Here is a 15,516-nt window from a genome sequence, read left to right as displayed (position 1 = left end):
TTTACCGATTTTGAAAGTGTCATCTCAATCAGAACCGTCAGCAATCAAGCTTATTCAGATCACGGATACCCATTTATTCGCGGCAGAAGATGGTAGCTTGCTGAGTGTGAATACTGCGGATAGTTTTTCAGCGGTGGTGGCGGCCATTGTAGAAGAGCAGGTCGAGTTTGATGCGCTGGTTGCGACAGGGGATATTTCGCAAGATCATACGCCGGAATCTTATCAGCGTTTCGTGCGCACTGTTGCGCCGCTACAAACCACCCAAGCGCAACCCAAAGTTTGCTACTGGTTGCCTGGCAACCACGATTATCCGCCCAGTATGCACAGTGTGTTGCCCAGCGAGCAGATTCAAGCTATTGAGCATGTTTTGCTCGGTGAACATTGGCAGATGGTGCTGCTCGATTCACAAGTCAGTGGCGCTCCGCATGGTTGCCTAAGTCCTGCACAACTGCAATTGCTTGATGACCAATTGAGCCAGCATCCTCAGCGCCACAGTTTAGTTTTACTTCATCATCATCCGTTATTGGTCGGCAGTGCGTGGTTGGATCAACATGCGCTGAAACAGAGTGAAGATCTCTGGGCGGTGGTGGCAAAACATCGTAATGTCCGCGCGTTGTTGTGTGGCCATGTGCATCAGGAGATGGATCGGATGCATTTAGGTGCGCGGGTGATGGCAACCCCATCGACCTGTGTGCAGTTTAAACCCAATTCACAAAATTTTGCCTTGGACAACTGTTCTCCCGGTTGGCGTGAGCTGACCTTGCACGCGGATGGGCAGATCAGTAGTCAAGTTAACCGTTTGAAGCACGGTCGTTTCTTACCTGACTTTACTTCCAATGGATACTAATATGGCTGCGCGTCCCTCACTGCTGGTTTACATCCATGGCTTTAACAGCTCACCGTTGTCACACAAAGCGCAGGTGATGCAGCAGTATTGCCTGCAACATCGGCCAGATATCACGGTCTTGGTCCCCAAGTTGCCGAGTTTTCCTGCCCAAGCCGCGCAGCATTTGTTCGCACTGATCGAGCCGTATCGTGAGCAATACCGAATTGGTTTGGTCGGCAGTTCACTGGGCGGCTATTTAGCCACTTGGCTAAATGCTCAATGGGGTTTGCCCGCGGTAGTGATTAACCCGGCGGTCAAGCCTTATGAGCTGTTAGCGGATTTTCTCGGTGAGCAGCTTAACCCTTACACACATGAGCGTTACGTGCTTGATGCGGGTCATATTGATGAGCTCAAAGCGTTAGACGTCGCGCAGCTCAAGCAGCCGAGTGATTTTTGGTTATTGCAGCAGATGGGGGATGAAGTGCTCGATTATCGCCAAGCAGCTGAAAAATACCATGCCGCCAAGCTGACACTCGAAGCGGGTGGCGATCACAGCTTTGTCGATTTTGAACGCTACCCAGCGCAGATCATTCAATTCCTAGCCCTTTGATTGGTGATTCGCTTTGCGCTTTTGGTGCGGTTGGCCGATTTTGCTGCGCAAAGCGTCATAAATTTAATCAATCCTTGCGCTCTGTCCTTGACATCAATCGGCAGCTTCCAGACTATGTTGCCCTTAGACTTTGGCGTCTAGTACACGCCTAATCATTCAGCAAATAAAGCATTCCGATTATGACTGAACAATATAATGCTGGCGCTATTGAGGTTCTCAATGGCTTAGAACCAGTCCGTCGCAGACCGGGAATGTATACCGATACCACGCGGCCTAACCATCTTGGCCAAGAAGTGATCGACAACTCTGTCGATGAAGCGTTGGCCGGATACGCCTCCAAAATTCAGGTTATTCTGCATGCCGATCAATCATTAGAAGTGATTGATGACGGGCGAGGAATGCCAGTGGATATTCACCCAGAAGAGAAAATCTCTGGGGTTGAACTGATTTTATGCAAACTGCATGCAGGCGGTAAGTTTTCCAATAAAAACTACCAATTCTCCGGCGGTTTGCACGGGGTTGGTATTTCGGTGGTCAACGCCCTGTCGAAACGGGTGGAAGTGACGGTACGCCGTGATGGTCAAGTGTATGACATTGCTTTTGAACATGGCGAGAAAGTCACCGAGTTGAGCGTGACAGGCACCTGTGGTCGACGCAATACCGGCACGAGCGTACATTTCTGGCCGGACAGCAAATATTTTGATTTCGCCAACTTTTCCGCATCCCGCCTGATTAATAATTTGCGTGCTAAAGCGGTGCTGTGCCCCGGTTTAGAGATCATCTTTACCGATAAAGTTAATAATCATGAGCACCGTTGGCTGTATCAAGACGGTTTGAAAGATTATCTGGCCGAAGGGGTGAAAGGTTACACCTTATTGCCTGAAGAGCCGTTTACCGGTGAGTTTAGCGCGCAAACTGAAGCGGCGACTTGGGCGGTGATTTGGCTGCCGGAAGGCGGCGATCTGATCAGCGAAAGCTACGTTAACCTGATCCCAACCGCGCAGGGGGGGACTCACGTTAACGGTTTGCGCCAAGGTTTACTCGATGCAATGCGTGAATTCTGCGAGTTTCGCAACCTGCTACCACGCGGGGTTAAGCTGACCGGAGAAGATATTTTTGAACGCTGTGCCTATGTGCTGTCGATCAAGATGCAAGATCCGCAATTTGCTGGCCAAACCAAAGAGCGTCTCTCTTCCCGCCAATCGGCAGCCTTTGTCTCTGGAGTGGTGAAAGATGCCTTCAGCTTGTGGTTGAATGAAAAACCGCAATTAGCTGAACAGTTGGCAGAAGTATGTATTACCAACGCCCATCAGCGCATGCGCGCTAGCAAAAAAGTGGTGCGTAAGAAAATTGCTTCTGGCCCTGCATTACCCGGCAAATTAACCGACTGTACCGTGCAAGATCTTAACCGTACCGAACTATTTTTGGTGGAAGGGGATTCGGCAGGCGGCTCGGCTAAACAAGCACGCGATCGCGAATTCCAAGCGATCATGCCGCTGCGTGGCAAAATTCTCAACACTTGGGAAGTCTCCGCCGATCAAGTGCTTGCTTCACAAGAAGTGCACAATATTTCGATTGCGTTGGGGATTGATCCTGATAGTGATGATTTGGAAACTCTGCGTTATGGCAAAGTGTGTATCCTCGCCGATGCGGACTCCGATGGTCTACACATTGCCACCTTGTTGTGCGCGCTGTTTACCCGCCATTTCCGTGCGTTAGTCAAAGCTGGCCATGTGTATGTGGCGATGCCTCCGCTCTATCGTATCGACTGTGGCAAAGAGGTGTACTACGCCTTGGATGATCAGGAAAAAGAGGGCGTGTTAGAGCGCCTGAGCCAGAAAAAAGCCAAAATTAATGTGCAACGCTTTAAAGGTTTGGGTGAGATGAACCCACTGCAACTGCGTGAAACCACGATGGATCCGAATACTCGCCGCTTGGTGCAACTGACGATTGATGATTCAGAAGCCACCGACGAAATGATGGATATGCTGCTGGGCAAAAAACGTGCGGATGACCGCCGTGCTTGGCTGCAAAGCAACGGCGACATAGCAGAGGTGTAACCCATGTCTACAGAAATCAGCTTTGATGGCGTTGAGCAGTTGCCGCTGCGCAAGTTTACCGAAGACGCTTATCTTAATTATTCCATGTACGTGATCATGGATCGCGCGTTGCCATATATTGGCGACGGCTTAAAACCGGTGCAACGCCGTATCATTTACGCGATGTCCGAGCTTGGGCTTTCCGCCTCGTCCAAATACAAAAAATCGGCACGTACCGTGGGCGATGTGTTAGGTAAATACCATCCACACGGTGATTCAGCCTGTTACGAAGCCATGGTATTGATGGCTCAGCCATTTTCTTACCGTTATCCCTTGGTTGATGGTCAAGGTAACTGGGGTGCGCCCGATGACCCGAAATCGTTTGCTGCGATGCGTTATACCGAAGCCAAATTGTCTAAATTTGCCGAAGTGTTATTGGGTGAATTAGGTCAAGGCACGGTTGAGTGGCAACCGAACTTTGATGGCACCATGCAAGAGCCAAAAATGTTGCCAGCGCGACTGCCGCATATTTTACTCAATGGGGTCACCGGCATTGCGGTTGGGATGGCGACAGATATTCCACCGCACAACGTGCGTGAAGTTGCTGAAGCGACCATGCATTTGCTGGATCATCCACAGGCGTCACTGACCGACTTAATGCAGTATGTCCAAGGCCCAGATTTTCCAACCGAAGCGGAGATCATCACCCCAACCGCTGAGCTTGAAAAAATGTACCGTTCAGGGCGCGGCAGCGTCAAAATGCGAGCGGTATGGAGCAAAGACGGTAACGATATTGTGATCACCGCGCTGCCCCATCAAGTGTCAGGTGCCAAACTGCTTGAGCAGATCGCTGCGCAAATGCGCGCGAAGAAACTGCCGATGGTGGAGGATCTGCGTGATGAATCGGATCATGAAAATCCGACCCGCATTGTGATTGTGCCGCGATCCAATCGCGTGGATTGCGATCTGCTGATGAACCACTTATTCGCTTCAACCGATTTGGAAAAAAGCTTTCGGGTGAATCTGAATATGATCGGGCTGGATAATCGTCCACAGGTCAAAGGGTTAGTGCAAATCCTCAACGAGTGGATCACTTTCCGTCGTGAAACGGTACGCTCACGTTTGCAATACCGCCTAGATAAGGTACTGGCGCGCTTACATATTTTGCAAGGTTTGCTGATCGCTTATCTCAATCTTGATGAAGTGATCGAAATCATCCGCACCGAAGAGGACCCGAAAGCGGTGCTGATGGCGCGCTTTGACCTGAGTGAGATTCAAGCCGATGCGATCTTAGATACCAAATTGCGCCACTTGGCGAAATTGGAAGAGATGAAGATCCGCGGTGAGCAGGATGAACTAGAAAAAGAGCGCAAAAAACTCGAAGAGTTACTCGGCTCGGAACGTCGTCTCAATAGCCTGCTCAAAAAAGAGATCAAAGCTGATGCGGATAAATTTGGCGATGCTCGCCGTTCTCCATTAGTTGAACGCGAAGAAGCTAAAGCGCTGACCGAGCGTGATCTGATGCCAAGTGAAATGATCACTGTGGTGGTTTCCGAAAAAGGTTGGATCCGCCATGCCAAAGGGCATGAAGTGGATTGCCACAGTTTAAGCTATAAAGCGGGTGATAATTATCTGACTCACGCCTGTGGTAAGAGTAACCAGCAAGCGGTACTGCTAGGCAGTGATGGGCGCTGTTACTCATTAGAGTCGCACACTCTGCCTTCTGCGCGTGGCCAAGGTGAGCCGATTACTGGCCGACTCAATATGGCGGAAGGCACCTCGATTCGTCAGGTGGTGATGGGCGATGAAGAGCAGTTGTGGCTGATCGGATCGGATGCCGGTTATGGCTTTGTGTGTAAAGGTGACGATTTATTATCGAAAAACCGCACTGGTAAGGCGCTGATCAATTTGCCTGATCAATCAGAAGTGATGACGCCGCAAGTGATTGCTGATTTGGATCGCGATGAGATTTTAGCTATCACCAACCAAGGCCGAATGTTGCTGTTCCCGATCAAGGATCTGCCGCAACTGAACAAGGGCAAAGGCAATAAGATCATCAACATTCCTGCCGCCAAAGCCAAAACACGTGAGGAAGTGTTATCGAACTTGATGGTGCTGCCACAAGGTGCCTCGATTACCCTGTATGCTGGTAAGCGCAAATTGGGCTTGAAAGCCAGCGATCTGGATAACTTCCGTGGTGAGCGTGGCCGCCGTGGGGCACTGTTGCCGCGTGGTTTACAGCGGGTGACCGCGATTGAGATTGAAACCTCAGCCGAGCCGCCAGTCTCTGATCATACTGAAGCATAAGAATAACAACGAGGAGCCAGTGGCTCCTCGTTGTTTATGACTGGCTTTTATTACGGGTTATGACTCACCAGCCGATTGAGTGCGGATGATTTTACCGCCATCGATTATTAATACGGATCTTCTGACCAACCATCGCTGTCGGACATATCTGGCGCGCCAGCAATCGCGTTCTCTTCATCGGCCCATTCACCAAAATCAATCATTTGGCATTGCTTGCTGCAAAATGGGCGGTGTGGGCTCTGCTCACTCCATGGCACATCAGCGTGACATTGTGGGCATTTGACGATGGTGATTTTTGGGGTCATAACACGGTCCTGTTGAATAAGCCACAGCGGCCTATTCCTAATTGAAGCGAATTTATTACGATTGTCAGTGACAACGGAGGAAGTTTAACAGCACACCGCTAAATCAAAGCCAATATCTTGGCTGCTGGCTTGTCCGCTGTAGAAGTCGAGAAACTTGATCGCAAAGCGATTTTTGTGTCCGGAAATCATCGGGTAGACGCCATATTCGAGCGGGATCGCAAGACGTAGGATATTGGCATCCTCGGCATCACTTTGGTAGAAGCCATTATTGGCCATCCGTGAACGGTAAGTTCCGGTTTCACGGGTCAGTTTTAGCCACAGTTTAAGGGCATTGGACAGTGGGGTTAGGGTTTGCATCCACTGCTTGGCATCGCGCGTTTTACGCTCCAGTGGCAGATGCAGCCAATAATGCAGCGCAGGCAGATCAAAGCAGCAAGCACCACCGGGCAAATTAAAACGCTGCCGAATGGCACTCAGGAAACGATCTTCTTTGAGCGATTGACCAAACCGCTCAGCGCTCATTAAATCGCGATGCACCGCATCCAGTTCGCTAAGTAGCGTTTTCAGCATCGCCTGATCGACACCTTCCACATTGAGCCAACTACGATAGGTTAGGCGCTGCTTTTCCATATCTTTCGCCAGCTCACTTTTCAGTTGGATCTGTTCAAAAATATCCAGCATATCGAACAGAGAACGGAAAAATAGCGGATACTGAATGCCATCACTGAAGTCTGATGTTTGCTCCATCTGGTTGAGCAGCGCTTCAACTCGCAGGTAGATGCGCGTCTTTTCATTGAGAGGATGTTCAAACAGGTGTGTGGTCATTGAGCTAGCCTTGGATTCTTTGCGCTTATTCTCACAAATTTTGCCTGCTCATGGCTAGATACTTTTGGTGCAATAGTGTGATTTGTGGCAAAAGTTTCTGGTTTTCTGCATCATTTTTGAGCACATCGTTGGCGATCGCCAGCCGTTCAGCGCGTGAAGCTTGTGCGGCGAGAATCGCTTGTGCTTGTTGGCGTGCAACCCCATCGCGCGCCATAGTGCGCTCAAGCTGTACTTTTTCATCCACATCCACCACCAGCACCCAATCCGCCATACTTTGCAGTTGGTTTTCAACCAAGAGCGGCACAATTAATAATGCATAAGGGGAGCGGGTTTGCTTGAGTGCTGCTCGCATCCGCTCACGGATCAGCGGATGCAGCAGTTGATCCAGCCAGGCTTTCTCATCCAGATCGGTAAAGATGCGCTCACGCAGGGCGGCGCGGTTGAGTGAGCCATCGGCCTGGATCACGGAGGATCCAAAATGGGCAGCAATCGCTTGTAGCCCTTGCGTGTTGGGAGCCACCACCTCACGAGCGATTACATCGGCATCGACCAAATCGATGCCAAACTGCTCATGAAACAGATTAGCAACCGTGGTTTTGCCGCTGGCGATACCGCCAGTCAGTGCAACGACTAAGCTCATAATGGCCCAACCCAAGTGGAGAAGTACCACGCGATGATCGACTCACCGTACAGCAGAGCCAAGCCACCCGCGATTGCTAAATAAGGCCCAAATGGGAAAGCTTTATCAATCCCTTGCCGTTGTAGGCGCAGTTGGATTAATCCAAATACGATGCCAACCAGTGAAGAAAGCAGCACAATTACTGGCAACTGCTGCCAGCCAAGCCAAGCGCCGAGTGCGGCGAGCAATTTGAAATCGCCATAGCCCATGCCTTCTTTGCCGGTCAGTAATTTAAACAGCCAGTAAATTGACCATAGGCAGAGATAGCCTGCCATAGCGCCGATCACCGCATCACCAAGTGATAGCGGAGAAAACCCAAGCAGCGCCAGCGCAATGCCCGCCCACAGTAACGGGAGGGTCAGTTGATCGGGCAGCAGCATGGTATCGAGGTCGATAAACGTTGCTGCAATCAGCACATAGCTGAAAAACAGTAGCGCCACGGCATAGATACCAAACGGAAATTGGCTGGCGATCAGGCCACTGATCCCTGCGCTCAGCAGCTCAATCAATGGATAACGCGCACTAATTGCCGCTTGGCAGTGCGAGCACTTACCGCGTAGCCAAAGCCAACTGAGCAGTGGGATGTTATCGATCACTCGAATCGGGGTATTGCAGTGTGGGCAAGTGGAGCGCGGCACACTGAGCGTGAGCACACCGTCTGGCGGGCTAATCGCGTATTCAGGAAAACTTGCCGCACACTCAGTGCGCCATTCGCGTTCCATTATTTTCGGTAAGCGGTAAATCACCACATTCAGAAAGCTACCGATGATCAAGCCAAATAAGCTAGCCAATAGCGGAAATAGCCACGGGTAGTAATCAAACAGTTCCATTTTTTATGCTCTAAGCTAATTGTCCCAGCGTCGAAGTGCGTGGGATTGCCATACTAACCTAAGACACTCATCAAGTTAAAGATTGGCAAGTACATCGCCACCACTAAGCCACCCACTACCGTGCCAAGAAACACAATGATCAGCGGCTCAAGAATTTTGCCTAAATTATCCACGGTATTATCGACTTCAAATTCGTAGATGCTGGCGACCTTATTCAACATATCATCCAACTGGCCTGACTCTTCGCCAATCATCACCATTTGCAGCACCATTTCCGGAAACGCTTCGGTATTGCGCAGCGCAATATACATCGGTACCCCGGCCGCCGTATCGCGGTATACTTGATTGATGGCGTGTTCAAAGTGGATGTTACCTGCGGTTTTGGCAGTGGTTTTTAAACTGGCGAGGATGGGAATACCCGCGGCAAAGCTGGTGGCGAGAGTGCGGCTGAATTTGGCGATCGAGGCTTTGGCCAGTACTGAGCCGATCACCGGTATTTTCAGGCTGAGGCGACTGGTGGCTAAACGCACTGCCAATGATTTTTGGCGTAGCGTTTTGAGTCCGAAGAGTGCCGAGCCAATCGCCAGTAATGCCCATCCACTATAGGCTTGTACCCAGTGTGATAGTTTGAGCACTTGCTGAGTAAACCAAGGTAGTTCCGCCCCAAAACCGCTAAACATTGCTTCAAATTCGGGGATCACCATAGTCAGCATTAGGTAAGAAACGCCAAGCGCGACTAACACCACCATGCTGGGGTAAATCAGCGCTTTGATCACTTTAGCGCGCAGTTGTTCACTTTTTTCCCGATAAGTCGCCAAGCGTTCAAACACATCCGGCAAATTGCCGGACATTTCACCGGTTTCCACCAAATCAACATACAAGCTGTCAAAATGCGCGCTGGCGGTACGCATCGATTTTGAGAGTGGCGTACCGGCTTCAACCCCTTTGGTGATTTGTGCCAGGATCGATTTCATCTCCGCTTTGCGATGGTTATCGCCCACCAACTTGAGCGCCTGCACAATCGGTACGCCAGTGGTGAGCATGGTGGCCAGTTGGCGGGTTAATAGGGTGATGTCTTTACCTTTGACCCGATGAGTGAGGCGAGACAGCAAGGAGACGCTGCCTTTTTTGAGTTTTTTGATCTGAATGTGCTGCTCTTTGAGTTTGTCGCGCACTTCTAATTCGCTGAGTGCCAGTAACTGGCCGTGGACTTTTTTGCCGTTACTGTTAATGCCTTTCCAGCGGTAGTGTTTTAAGGCTACAGATTTGCTCGCTTGCATAGAAAAACTCGTTATTTGGTCGATCGTGCTTGGTTTAGAAATAGAGTACCCGTTGTAGCTCGGTAAAACTGGTGATGCCTTGGCGCAGTTTTTCTAAGCCGGACTGTTGCAGGGTTTGCATGCCATTTGCGCTGGCTAGTTGTTCAATTTGTTGAATGGTGGCGCGCTGCATAATCGCTTCTGCCAGCTCTGGATTAAACGCCATCACCTCATAAATGCCGACCCGACCAGAATAGCCACCGGTACATTCGTTGCAGCCAGCCGGATTGGCTTGATACAAAACTTCTTGTGCTTGAAAGGCAAACTGGTTTTGCAAAATGGCCGATGGCGCATGAGCCACTTTGCACTGTTTGCATAAGCGACGCGCCAGCCGCTGAGCAATAATTAAACTCAGCGATGAGGCGAGGTTAAATGGCTCCACCCCCATATTAGCTAAGCGGATCACGGTTTCTGCCGCGGAATTGGTGTGTAAAGTGGAGAGCACTAAGTGACCAGTTTGCGCCGCTTTGACCGCGATTTCTGCGGTTTCCAGATCGCGGATTTCGCCTACCATCACCACATCGGGATCTTGGCGCAGAAACGAGCGCAGCGCTTCGGCAAAGCCAAAACCAATTTTCGGTTGCACTTGTACTTGGTTAATACCCGTTAGGTTTATTTCGACCGGATCTTCCGCGGTGGAGATATTGATTTGCGCGGTATTAAGAATGCGCAGCCCAGTGTACAGCGATACGGTTTTGCCGCTGCCAGTTGGGCCAGTCATTAAAATCATCCCTTGTGGCCGTTTTAGTGCGGTTAAATAGAGCTGTTTTTGCTGCGGGTTGTAGCCGAGCTTATCAATATCCAAATTGGCCGCGCTGCTGTCGAGCAGACGTAGAACAATTTTTTCGCCCCATAACGTGGGCAAGGTTGAGACGCGCAGATCAATCGCAGTATCGGCATTGAGGCGCAGTTTGATCCGCCCATCTTGCGGTAGGCGGCGTTCGGCAATATCCAGTTTGGCGAGGATTTTTAGCCGCGCGGCTAAGCGGCGGCTGAGTTGGCTAGCGGGTTGTTGAGTTTCCACCAAAATCCCATCGCAGCGTAGCCGAATGCGAAATTGGTTTTCATAAGGTTCAAAATGGATGTCAGAGGCGCCTTTACGCACTGCATCAAGCAGCACTTGGTTGATAAAGCGGCTGACCGGCGAGTCATCTTGGCTTAAATCTTCAATCGATTGCAGCTCATCGGCACCGACTTGCACCAGATCGGCCAGCTCATCTTGGCTGATCTCTTTACCTTGATTAGCCGCGCCTTGAATTGAGCGGCCATACAAACGGCGGATTGCCGCTTGCAAGGCGCGATGATCGGCCAGTGCCAATTCAACTTGTAGCCCTGAGGCGAAGCGAAACTCTTCTTCTGCTTGTAGTAAGGTCGGATCGGACACCGCCAGCAGTAGCACATGGCCTTGTTTGGCCAGCGGCAGCGCTTGATAGCGGGTGATCAGCTCACGCAAGCCGAGCTGTTGGCACAGCTCGGCATAGTCGTAGCGGCTAAGATCGCTTTCCGGCAAGCCAAAAATATGGCTCAGTTGCTCGGTTAACTGCTGGGGATGGAAAATCTTGAGCTCCAGCAGCGCTTCCGGCACCGAAGTGTCGCAAGCGCTAACGTGTTCGAGCACCGCTTGCTGTTGCGCCGCGCTAATTAACTCCGCTTGGCGCAAGATGGCGATTAGATTGGTGAGCATGTTGCTAAATGTTATTCATTATCTTTAACACAACCCTTGGGTCTATAATTTTCATCAATGTTTGACGAGCATCCCCACGATCCCTCTACATCACGTTGTAAGTTGATTTTTTTATTTACAACGCTAGGACTTGCCCCACTGGTTGCGAATGTAAAGACGATAGTTCCTGAACCGGTCCCTGCAGCCCCAGATGTTGCTGTTCCATAAGTTATTTTTCCAGAGGTTGTTGATGGAACTGGTAAATTTGTTTCGCTTGGAAAAGCCCCATTTTCCACCACGTACATTTCCACATTGGTTCTATGAGCGGTAATTGAAGCCAGTGCTGCTGCCGCTTCACTTTTGGCAACGTATTTCTGATATTGCGGTACGGCAATTGCGGCCAGCACGCCAATAATCGCTACCACAATCATTAATTCAATTAGGGTAAAGCCCTGTTGCAGTTTGTTATACGCTTTCATCACTCTCTCCATTGTTATTGACGTATATCGTGGGGTGAGGATAAGCAGTGTGATGCACAGGAGAAATGGGCTTGATAGTAGGCTGCGAGCCACGCACAGATTTACCTGCCTTGCTTGCAGCGGCGGCGCAAAAGATTACGAGTCAGTTAAAAAAACGCAGGCCACCTTATCGGTGGCCTGCACAGGATGATGACGGGCTGCGGTGTTAATTGGGCTTGGGATCGGCGCTAAAGCGCATCGAGAGATCGAGCGCGCGCACATGCTTGGTCAGCGCGCCGACCGAAATATAATCCACGCCAGTTTCAGCACACTGTTTGAGGTTGTCTAAGGTGATATTGCCGGAGTTTTCCAGCGCCGCGCGTCCAGCGTTAATGTTTACCGCTTCACGCATCATCTCAAGACTAAAGTTATCCAGCATAATGATGTCGGCTCCGGCACGGATCGCCTCTTCCAATTCGGCCAAACTTTCGGTTTCCACTTCAACCGGTTTACCGGGGTTAAGCTGCTTAGCGCGAGTCACCGCCTGTGTGATCCCGCCACAGGCGATAATGTGGTTCTCTTTGATCAGGTAAGCATCAAATACCCCAACCCGGTGATTATGGCCTCCGCCGCAGGTGACCGCATATTTTAGGGCGCTGCGTAGGCCGGGAATGGTTTTGCGGGTATCGAGCAAGCGGCACTGGGTGCCTTGCAGCTCACGCACATAGCGCGCAGTGAGCGTGGCGCAGCCGGATAAGGTTTGGATAAAGTTCATCGCGCTGCGCTCACCGGTGAGCAAAATCCGCGCTGGCCCGGTTAAGGTACACAAGGTTTGGTTGGGCGTAAGCGTATCACCGTCTTGCACATGCCACTCAATATGGACTTGGCCACCGAGCTGTTCAAATACCTGCTGCGCCCATTGTTGGCCGCAAAATACCCCCGCTTCACGAGTGATAATGGTCGCGCTGCTGATCCGATCGGCAGGGATCAGGCTTGCGGTAATATCGGCCGCGGGATTGAGTGTGCCACCTAAATCTTCTTTGAGCGCGTCGCTGACGCTGCGGGTAATATCGGCCGGCAATTGTTGGGTTAAGTATGCTAGGCGATCTTGGCTGTTGTGAGTCGATTTCATCGCAAGTCGAGGGTCCGTGTTAATGGCTAACTAGGCCATGATACTGACTGTCGGCGAGAAATTCAGCCTTTAATCTCGCATTTCACTGGCCGCACGCTAGAATGGGCACCCTCTGCCAGCGACTTGGCGTTGGTCGTCAGCGGCAAATTTATCCCCAGTCGCGAACAAAGCTAAGTCGTCAATAAAGCTAAGCAATGAACAAACCCAAATAGCGAACAGATCTAAGCAACCCATCAAGGAGCGAGCATGATCGATGCACAAGGCTGGTACCGTCTGGCGAGAAAAGTCCCCTCGCCACACTGTGATGCGCGCGGTGATAGTGAAGATATTTCTTTGTTGGTGATCCACAACATCAGCTTGCCGCCCGGTCAATTTGGTGGTCCGTATATTGAGCAGTTTTTTCTCGGCCAATTGGATGCCGAACAGCATCCGTTTTTTAAAGTGATCGCGCCAATGCGCGTGTCGGCGCATTGTGTGATCCGCCGTGATGGTGAAGTGGTGCAGTTGGTGCCGTTTGGTTTGCGCGCGTGGCATGCTGGGGTGTCATCGTTTGCTGGGCGCGCGAAATGCAATGACTATTCGATTGGCATTGAATTAGAAGGCACCGATTTTGTGCCGTACACCGCAGCGCAATATCAGGCGTTGATCACCCTGACTCAAGCGCTGATGGCGCGTTATCCGCACATCACCGTGCCGCGGATTACCGGGCATCAATATATTGCGCCGCTACGCAAAACCGATCCCGGTTTAGTATTTGATTGGCCACGCTTGCGCGCGGGATTACAGGCTAAAGCGCTTTAATCGTTGGTGGCATGGTTTTACTTAGCAGCCTGGCTTTGCGGCATAGATTTGGCCTAGGCTTAAAGCGCAGCGTGGTATTCGCTCAGCACCTGTTCCACCCAAGTGGCGATGCGCTGATCGCTCAATTCATATTGTGAATCTTCATCCAGCGCTAGGCCGACAAAATGACTGCCATCTTCGGTCAAGGCTTTGGAAGCTTCAAACTGGTAGCCCTGATTGGGCCAGTAGCCAAGCAGCTTAGCTCCGCTCTGTTGGATCTGGCTGTGCAGCAGCCCCATCGCATCCAGATACCACTCGCCATAGCCTTCTTGATCGCCTAAGCCGAATAACGCGACGTACTTGTTTTTTAGCGACACGCCAGCGATGTGATCCCATACCGCCCCCCAGTCTTGTTGAATTTCACCGAAATCCCAAGTTGAAATGCCCAGCAACAGCAGATCATAATCATTCATCAAGCTGAGCGGAGCATGTTTGACATTGTGGATATCCACCAGCTCTTCACCAATTATGGCGCGAATTTTCTCGGCTGCCATTTCGGTGTAGCAGGTGCTAGAACCATAAAATAGACCAATCTTCATCAGTTGTTTGTATCGGTTGGGGTAGCAATGGCAAATTCTAACCATAAATATGGGCGCAATGCAGCCAATATCCTGCATCGTGGGCTTTTTTATGTTATACCCGTGCTACTTGCCGCCTAACGGCAACGCCAAGTCGGGCGGGAATTGTTGAGTTAAGAATAAAAACACGCTGTAACGAGACAGCTAAAGCTGAGGACTGTGTGAGCGAAGCCTTATCTATCGATCCCTTATCTGCTGAACCTTTATCGACAGATCTGGGGATGGTTGAACGATTTTTAGATGCGATGTGGTTGGAGCGCGGGTTAGCGGAAAATACCGTCGCTTCTTATCGCAATGATTTGATTAAATTATTAGATTGGATGGCCGAACAGGGCTATCGATTAGATTTCATTAGCTTTGCTGGCCTGCTGGAGTATCAAAGCTGGTTAAGCGAGCAAAATTACCAAGCGACCTCCAAAGCGCGCATGCTATCGGCCATCCGGCGGCTGTTTCAGTATTTGCACCGTGAGCAAGTGCGAGCCGATGATCCGAGTGCACTGTTGATCAGCCCCAAATTACCGGTGCGTCTGCCCAAAGATTTGAGTGAGGCGCAAGTGGAGGCGCTGCTGAATGCACCTGATCCGCAAGCGCCAATTGAGCTACGCGATAAAGCGATGCTCGAATTGTTGTACGCCACCGGTTTGCGGGTCACTGAATTAGTCTCGCTGACCATGGAAAATATGAGCTTGCGCCAAGGGGTGGTGCGCGTGACCGGTAAAGGTGGCAAAGAGCGTTTGGTGCCGATGGGCGAAAATGCCGTGGAATGGATTGAAACTTTTTTACAGCACGGACGGTCTTTACTGTTAGGTGAACGGACTTCAGATATTGTGTTTCCGAGCAGCCGTGGTCAACAAATGACCCGGCAAACCTTCTGGCATCGCATCAAACACTATGCGCTGATTGCGCAGATTGAACTCGATCAACTCTCGCCGCACGTATTGCGGCATGCGTTTGCGACTCATCTGCTCAATTATGGCGCGGATTTGCGTGTGGTGCAGATGCTGCTTGGGCATAGTGATTTATCCACCACACAAATTTATACGCATGTCGCGACTGAGCGGCTTAAACAACTCCACAACGAGCACCATCCAAGGGCTTGAAAATA

At 50.7% G+C, this 15,516-nt stretch carries 15 protein-coding genes; 6 read left to right on the top strand and 9 right to left on the bottom strand.

What is annotated here, in order from left to right:
- Positions 1 to 16: 16 nt before the first annotated feature.
- The 4 genes from cpdA (at position 17) to parC (ending at position 5,782) form a co-directional block, all read left to right on the top strand.
- Positions 17 to 847 carry a 3',5'-cyclic-AMP phosphodiesterase gene (cpdA, locus tag PUN32_RS09280; RefSeq protein WP_274722897.1) on the top strand — a complete coding sequence of 277 codons (831 nt, stop codon included), beginning with the start codon at positions 17 to 19 and terminating at the stop codon, positions 845 to 847.
- A 1-nt stretch (position 848) separates the two neighbouring features.
- Positions 849 to 1,436: an esterase YqiA gene (gene yqiA, locus PUN32_RS09275; protein ID WP_274722844.1), complete on the top strand. Its 588-nt coding sequence runs from the start codon at positions 849 to 851 to the stop codon at positions 1,434 to 1,436.
- Positions 1,437 to 1,615: 179 nt separating this feature from the next.
- Positions 1,616 to 3,496 carry a DNA topoisomerase IV subunit B gene (gene parE / locus PUN32_RS09270; RefSeq protein ID WP_274722843.1) on the top strand — a complete coding sequence of 627 codons (1,881 nt, stop codon included), beginning with the start codon at positions 1,616 to 1,618 and terminating at the stop codon, positions 3,494 to 3,496.
- Positions 3,497 to 3,499: 3 nt separating this feature from the next.
- On the top strand, positions 3,500 to 5,782 hold the full coding sequence (gene parC, locus PUN32_RS09265; RefSeq protein ID WP_274722842.1) for a DNA topoisomerase IV subunit A: 2,283 nt from the start codon (positions 3,500 to 3,502) through the stop codon (positions 5,780 to 5,782).
- A 107-nt stretch (positions 5,783 to 5,889) separates the two neighbouring features.
- On the opposite strand, the gene yacG is transcribed toward parC, so the two are convergent.
- From yacG to nadC, 8 genes are all read right to left on the bottom strand, one after another.
- On the bottom strand, positions 5,890 to 6,087 hold the full coding sequence (gene yacG, locus PUN32_RS09260; RefSeq protein ID WP_274722841.1) for a DNA gyrase inhibitor YacG: 198 nt from the start codon (positions 6,085 to 6,087) through the stop codon (positions 5,890 to 5,892).
- An 84-nt stretch (positions 6,088 to 6,171) separates the two neighbouring features.
- Positions 6,172 to 6,912 carry a cell division protein ZapD gene (gene zapD, locus PUN32_RS09255; protein WP_274722840.1) on the bottom strand — a complete coding sequence of 247 codons (741 nt, stop codon included), beginning with the start codon at positions 6,910 to 6,912 and terminating at the stop codon, positions 6,172 to 6,174.
- Positions 6,913 to 6,943: 31 nt separating this feature from the next.
- A complete protein-coding gene (coaE, locus tag PUN32_RS09250) occupies positions 6,944 to 7,552 on the bottom strand; it encodes a dephospho-CoA kinase (RefSeq protein WP_274722839.1) in 609 nt (202 codons plus the stop codon).
- Entirely contained in the window at positions 7,549 to 8,421 is an 873-nt protein-coding gene (locus PUN32_RS09245) for a prepilin peptidase (RefSeq protein ID WP_274722838.1), read from the bottom strand. The genes coaE and PUN32_RS09245 overlap by 4 nt, the downstream gene beginning before the upstream one ends.
- Before the next feature lie 53 nt (positions 8,422 to 8,474).
- Positions 8,475 to 9,701: a type II secretion system F family protein gene (locus PUN32_RS09240; protein WP_274722837.1), complete on the bottom strand. Its 1,227-nt coding sequence runs from the start codon at positions 9,699 to 9,701 to the stop codon at positions 8,475 to 8,477.
- A 34-nt stretch (positions 9,702 to 9,735) separates the two neighbouring features.
- Positions 9,736 to 11,424, bottom strand: a complete 1,689-nt coding sequence (gene pilB, locus PUN32_RS09235; RefSeq protein WP_274722836.1) for a type IV-A pilus assembly ATPase PilB — start codon at positions 11,422 to 11,424, stop codon at positions 9,736 to 9,738.
- An 11-nt stretch (positions 11,425 to 11,435) separates the two neighbouring features.
- A complete protein-coding gene (locus PUN32_RS09230; RefSeq protein ID WP_274722835.1) occupies positions 11,436 to 11,882 on the bottom strand; it encodes a pilin in 447 nt (148 codons plus the stop codon).
- Positions 11,883 to 12,087: 205 nt separating this feature from the next.
- Positions 12,088 to 12,993, bottom strand: a complete 906-nt coding sequence (gene nadC / locus PUN32_RS09225; RefSeq protein ID WP_274722834.1) for a carboxylating nicotinate-nucleotide diphosphorylase — start codon at positions 12,991 to 12,993, stop codon at positions 12,088 to 12,090.
- Between the two features lie 246 nt (positions 12,994 to 13,239).
- Here nadC and ampD point away from each other — a divergent pair, with 246 nt between their 5' ends.
- Positions 13,240 to 13,794, top strand: a complete 555-nt coding sequence (gene ampD / locus PUN32_RS09220; RefSeq protein ID WP_274722833.1) for a 1,6-anhydro-N-acetylmuramyl-L-alanine amidase AmpD — start codon at positions 13,240 to 13,242, stop codon at positions 13,792 to 13,794.
- Positions 13,795 to 13,853: 59 nt separating this feature from the next.
- Here ampD and fldB read toward each other — a convergent pair whose 3' ends face one another.
- Complete coding sequence (fldB, locus tag PUN32_RS09215) at positions 13,854 to 14,372, bottom strand: flavodoxin FldB (protein WP_274722832.1); 519 nt, start codon at positions 14,370 to 14,372, stop codon at positions 13,854 to 13,856.
- 260 nt (positions 14,373 to 14,632) lie between these two features.
- On the opposite strand from fldB, the gene xerD reads away from it, so the two are divergent.
- Positions 14,633 to 15,511, top strand: coding sequence for a site-specific tyrosine recombinase XerD (gene xerD, locus PUN32_RS09210; protein ID WP_274722896.1), 879 nt, complete (start codon positions 14,633 to 14,635; stop codon positions 15,509 to 15,511).
- The last annotated feature ends 5 nt before the right edge of the window (positions 15,512 to 15,516 follow it).

The organism is Vibrio chanodichtyis (genome assembly GCF_028863985.1).
Taxonomy (GTDB): domain Bacteria; phylum Pseudomonadota; class Gammaproteobacteria; order Enterobacterales; family Vibrionaceae; genus Vibrio; species Vibrio chanodichtyis.
The sequence above is the reverse complement of the archived record's forward strand: the minus strand, read 5'-3'. Positions and strand labels throughout refer to the sequence as shown.

Coding starts and splice junctions, on each gene's coding strand:
- yqiA (WP_274722844.1), top strand. CDS start 849: ATGGCTGCGCGTCCCTCACTGCTGGTTTACATCCATGGCTTTAACAGC.
- ampD (WP_274722833.1), top strand. CDS start 13,240: ATGATCGATGCACAAGGCTGGTACCGTCTGGCGAGAAAAGTCCCCTCG.
- nadC (WP_274722834.1), bottom strand. CDS start 12,993: ATGAAATCGACTCACAACAGCCAAGATCGCCTAGCATACTTAACCCAA.
- parC (WP_274722842.1), top strand. CDS start 3,500: ATGTCTACAGAAATCAGCTTTGATGGCGTTGAGCAGTTGCCGCTGCGC.
- zapD (WP_274722840.1), bottom strand. CDS start 6,912: ATGACCACACACCTGTTTGAACATCCTCTCAATGAAAAGACGCGCATC.
- pilB (WP_274722836.1), bottom strand. CDS start 11,424: ATGCTCACCAATCTAATCGCCATCTTGCGCCAAGCGGAGTTAATTAGC.
- parE (WP_274722843.1), top strand. CDS start 1,616: ATGACTGAACAATATAATGCTGGCGCTATTGAGGTTCTCAATGGCTTA.
- coaE (WP_274722839.1), bottom strand. CDS start 7,552: ATGAGCTTAGTCGTTGCACTGACTGGCGGTATCGCCAGCGGCAAAACC.
- PUN32_RS09230 (WP_274722835.1), bottom strand. CDS start 11,882: ATGAAAGCGTATAACAAACTGCAACAGGGCTTTACCCTAATTGAATTA.
- xerD (WP_274722896.1), top strand. CDS start 14,633: ATGGTTGAACGATTTTTAGATGCGATGTGGTTGGAGCGCGGGTTAGCG.
- PUN32_RS09245 (WP_274722838.1), bottom strand. CDS start 8,421: ATGGAACTGTTTGATTACTACCCGTGGCTATTTCCGCTATTGGCTAGC.
- PUN32_RS09240 (WP_274722837.1), bottom strand. CDS start 9,701: ATGCAAGCGAGCAAATCTGTAGCCTTAAAACACTACCGCTGGAAAGGC.
- fldB (WP_274722832.1), bottom strand. CDS start 14,372: ATGAAGATTGGTCTATTTTATGGTTCTAGCACCTGCTACACCGAAATG.
- yacG (WP_274722841.1), bottom strand. CDS start 6,087: ATGACCCCAAAAATCACCATCGTCAAATGCCCACAATGTCACGCTGAT.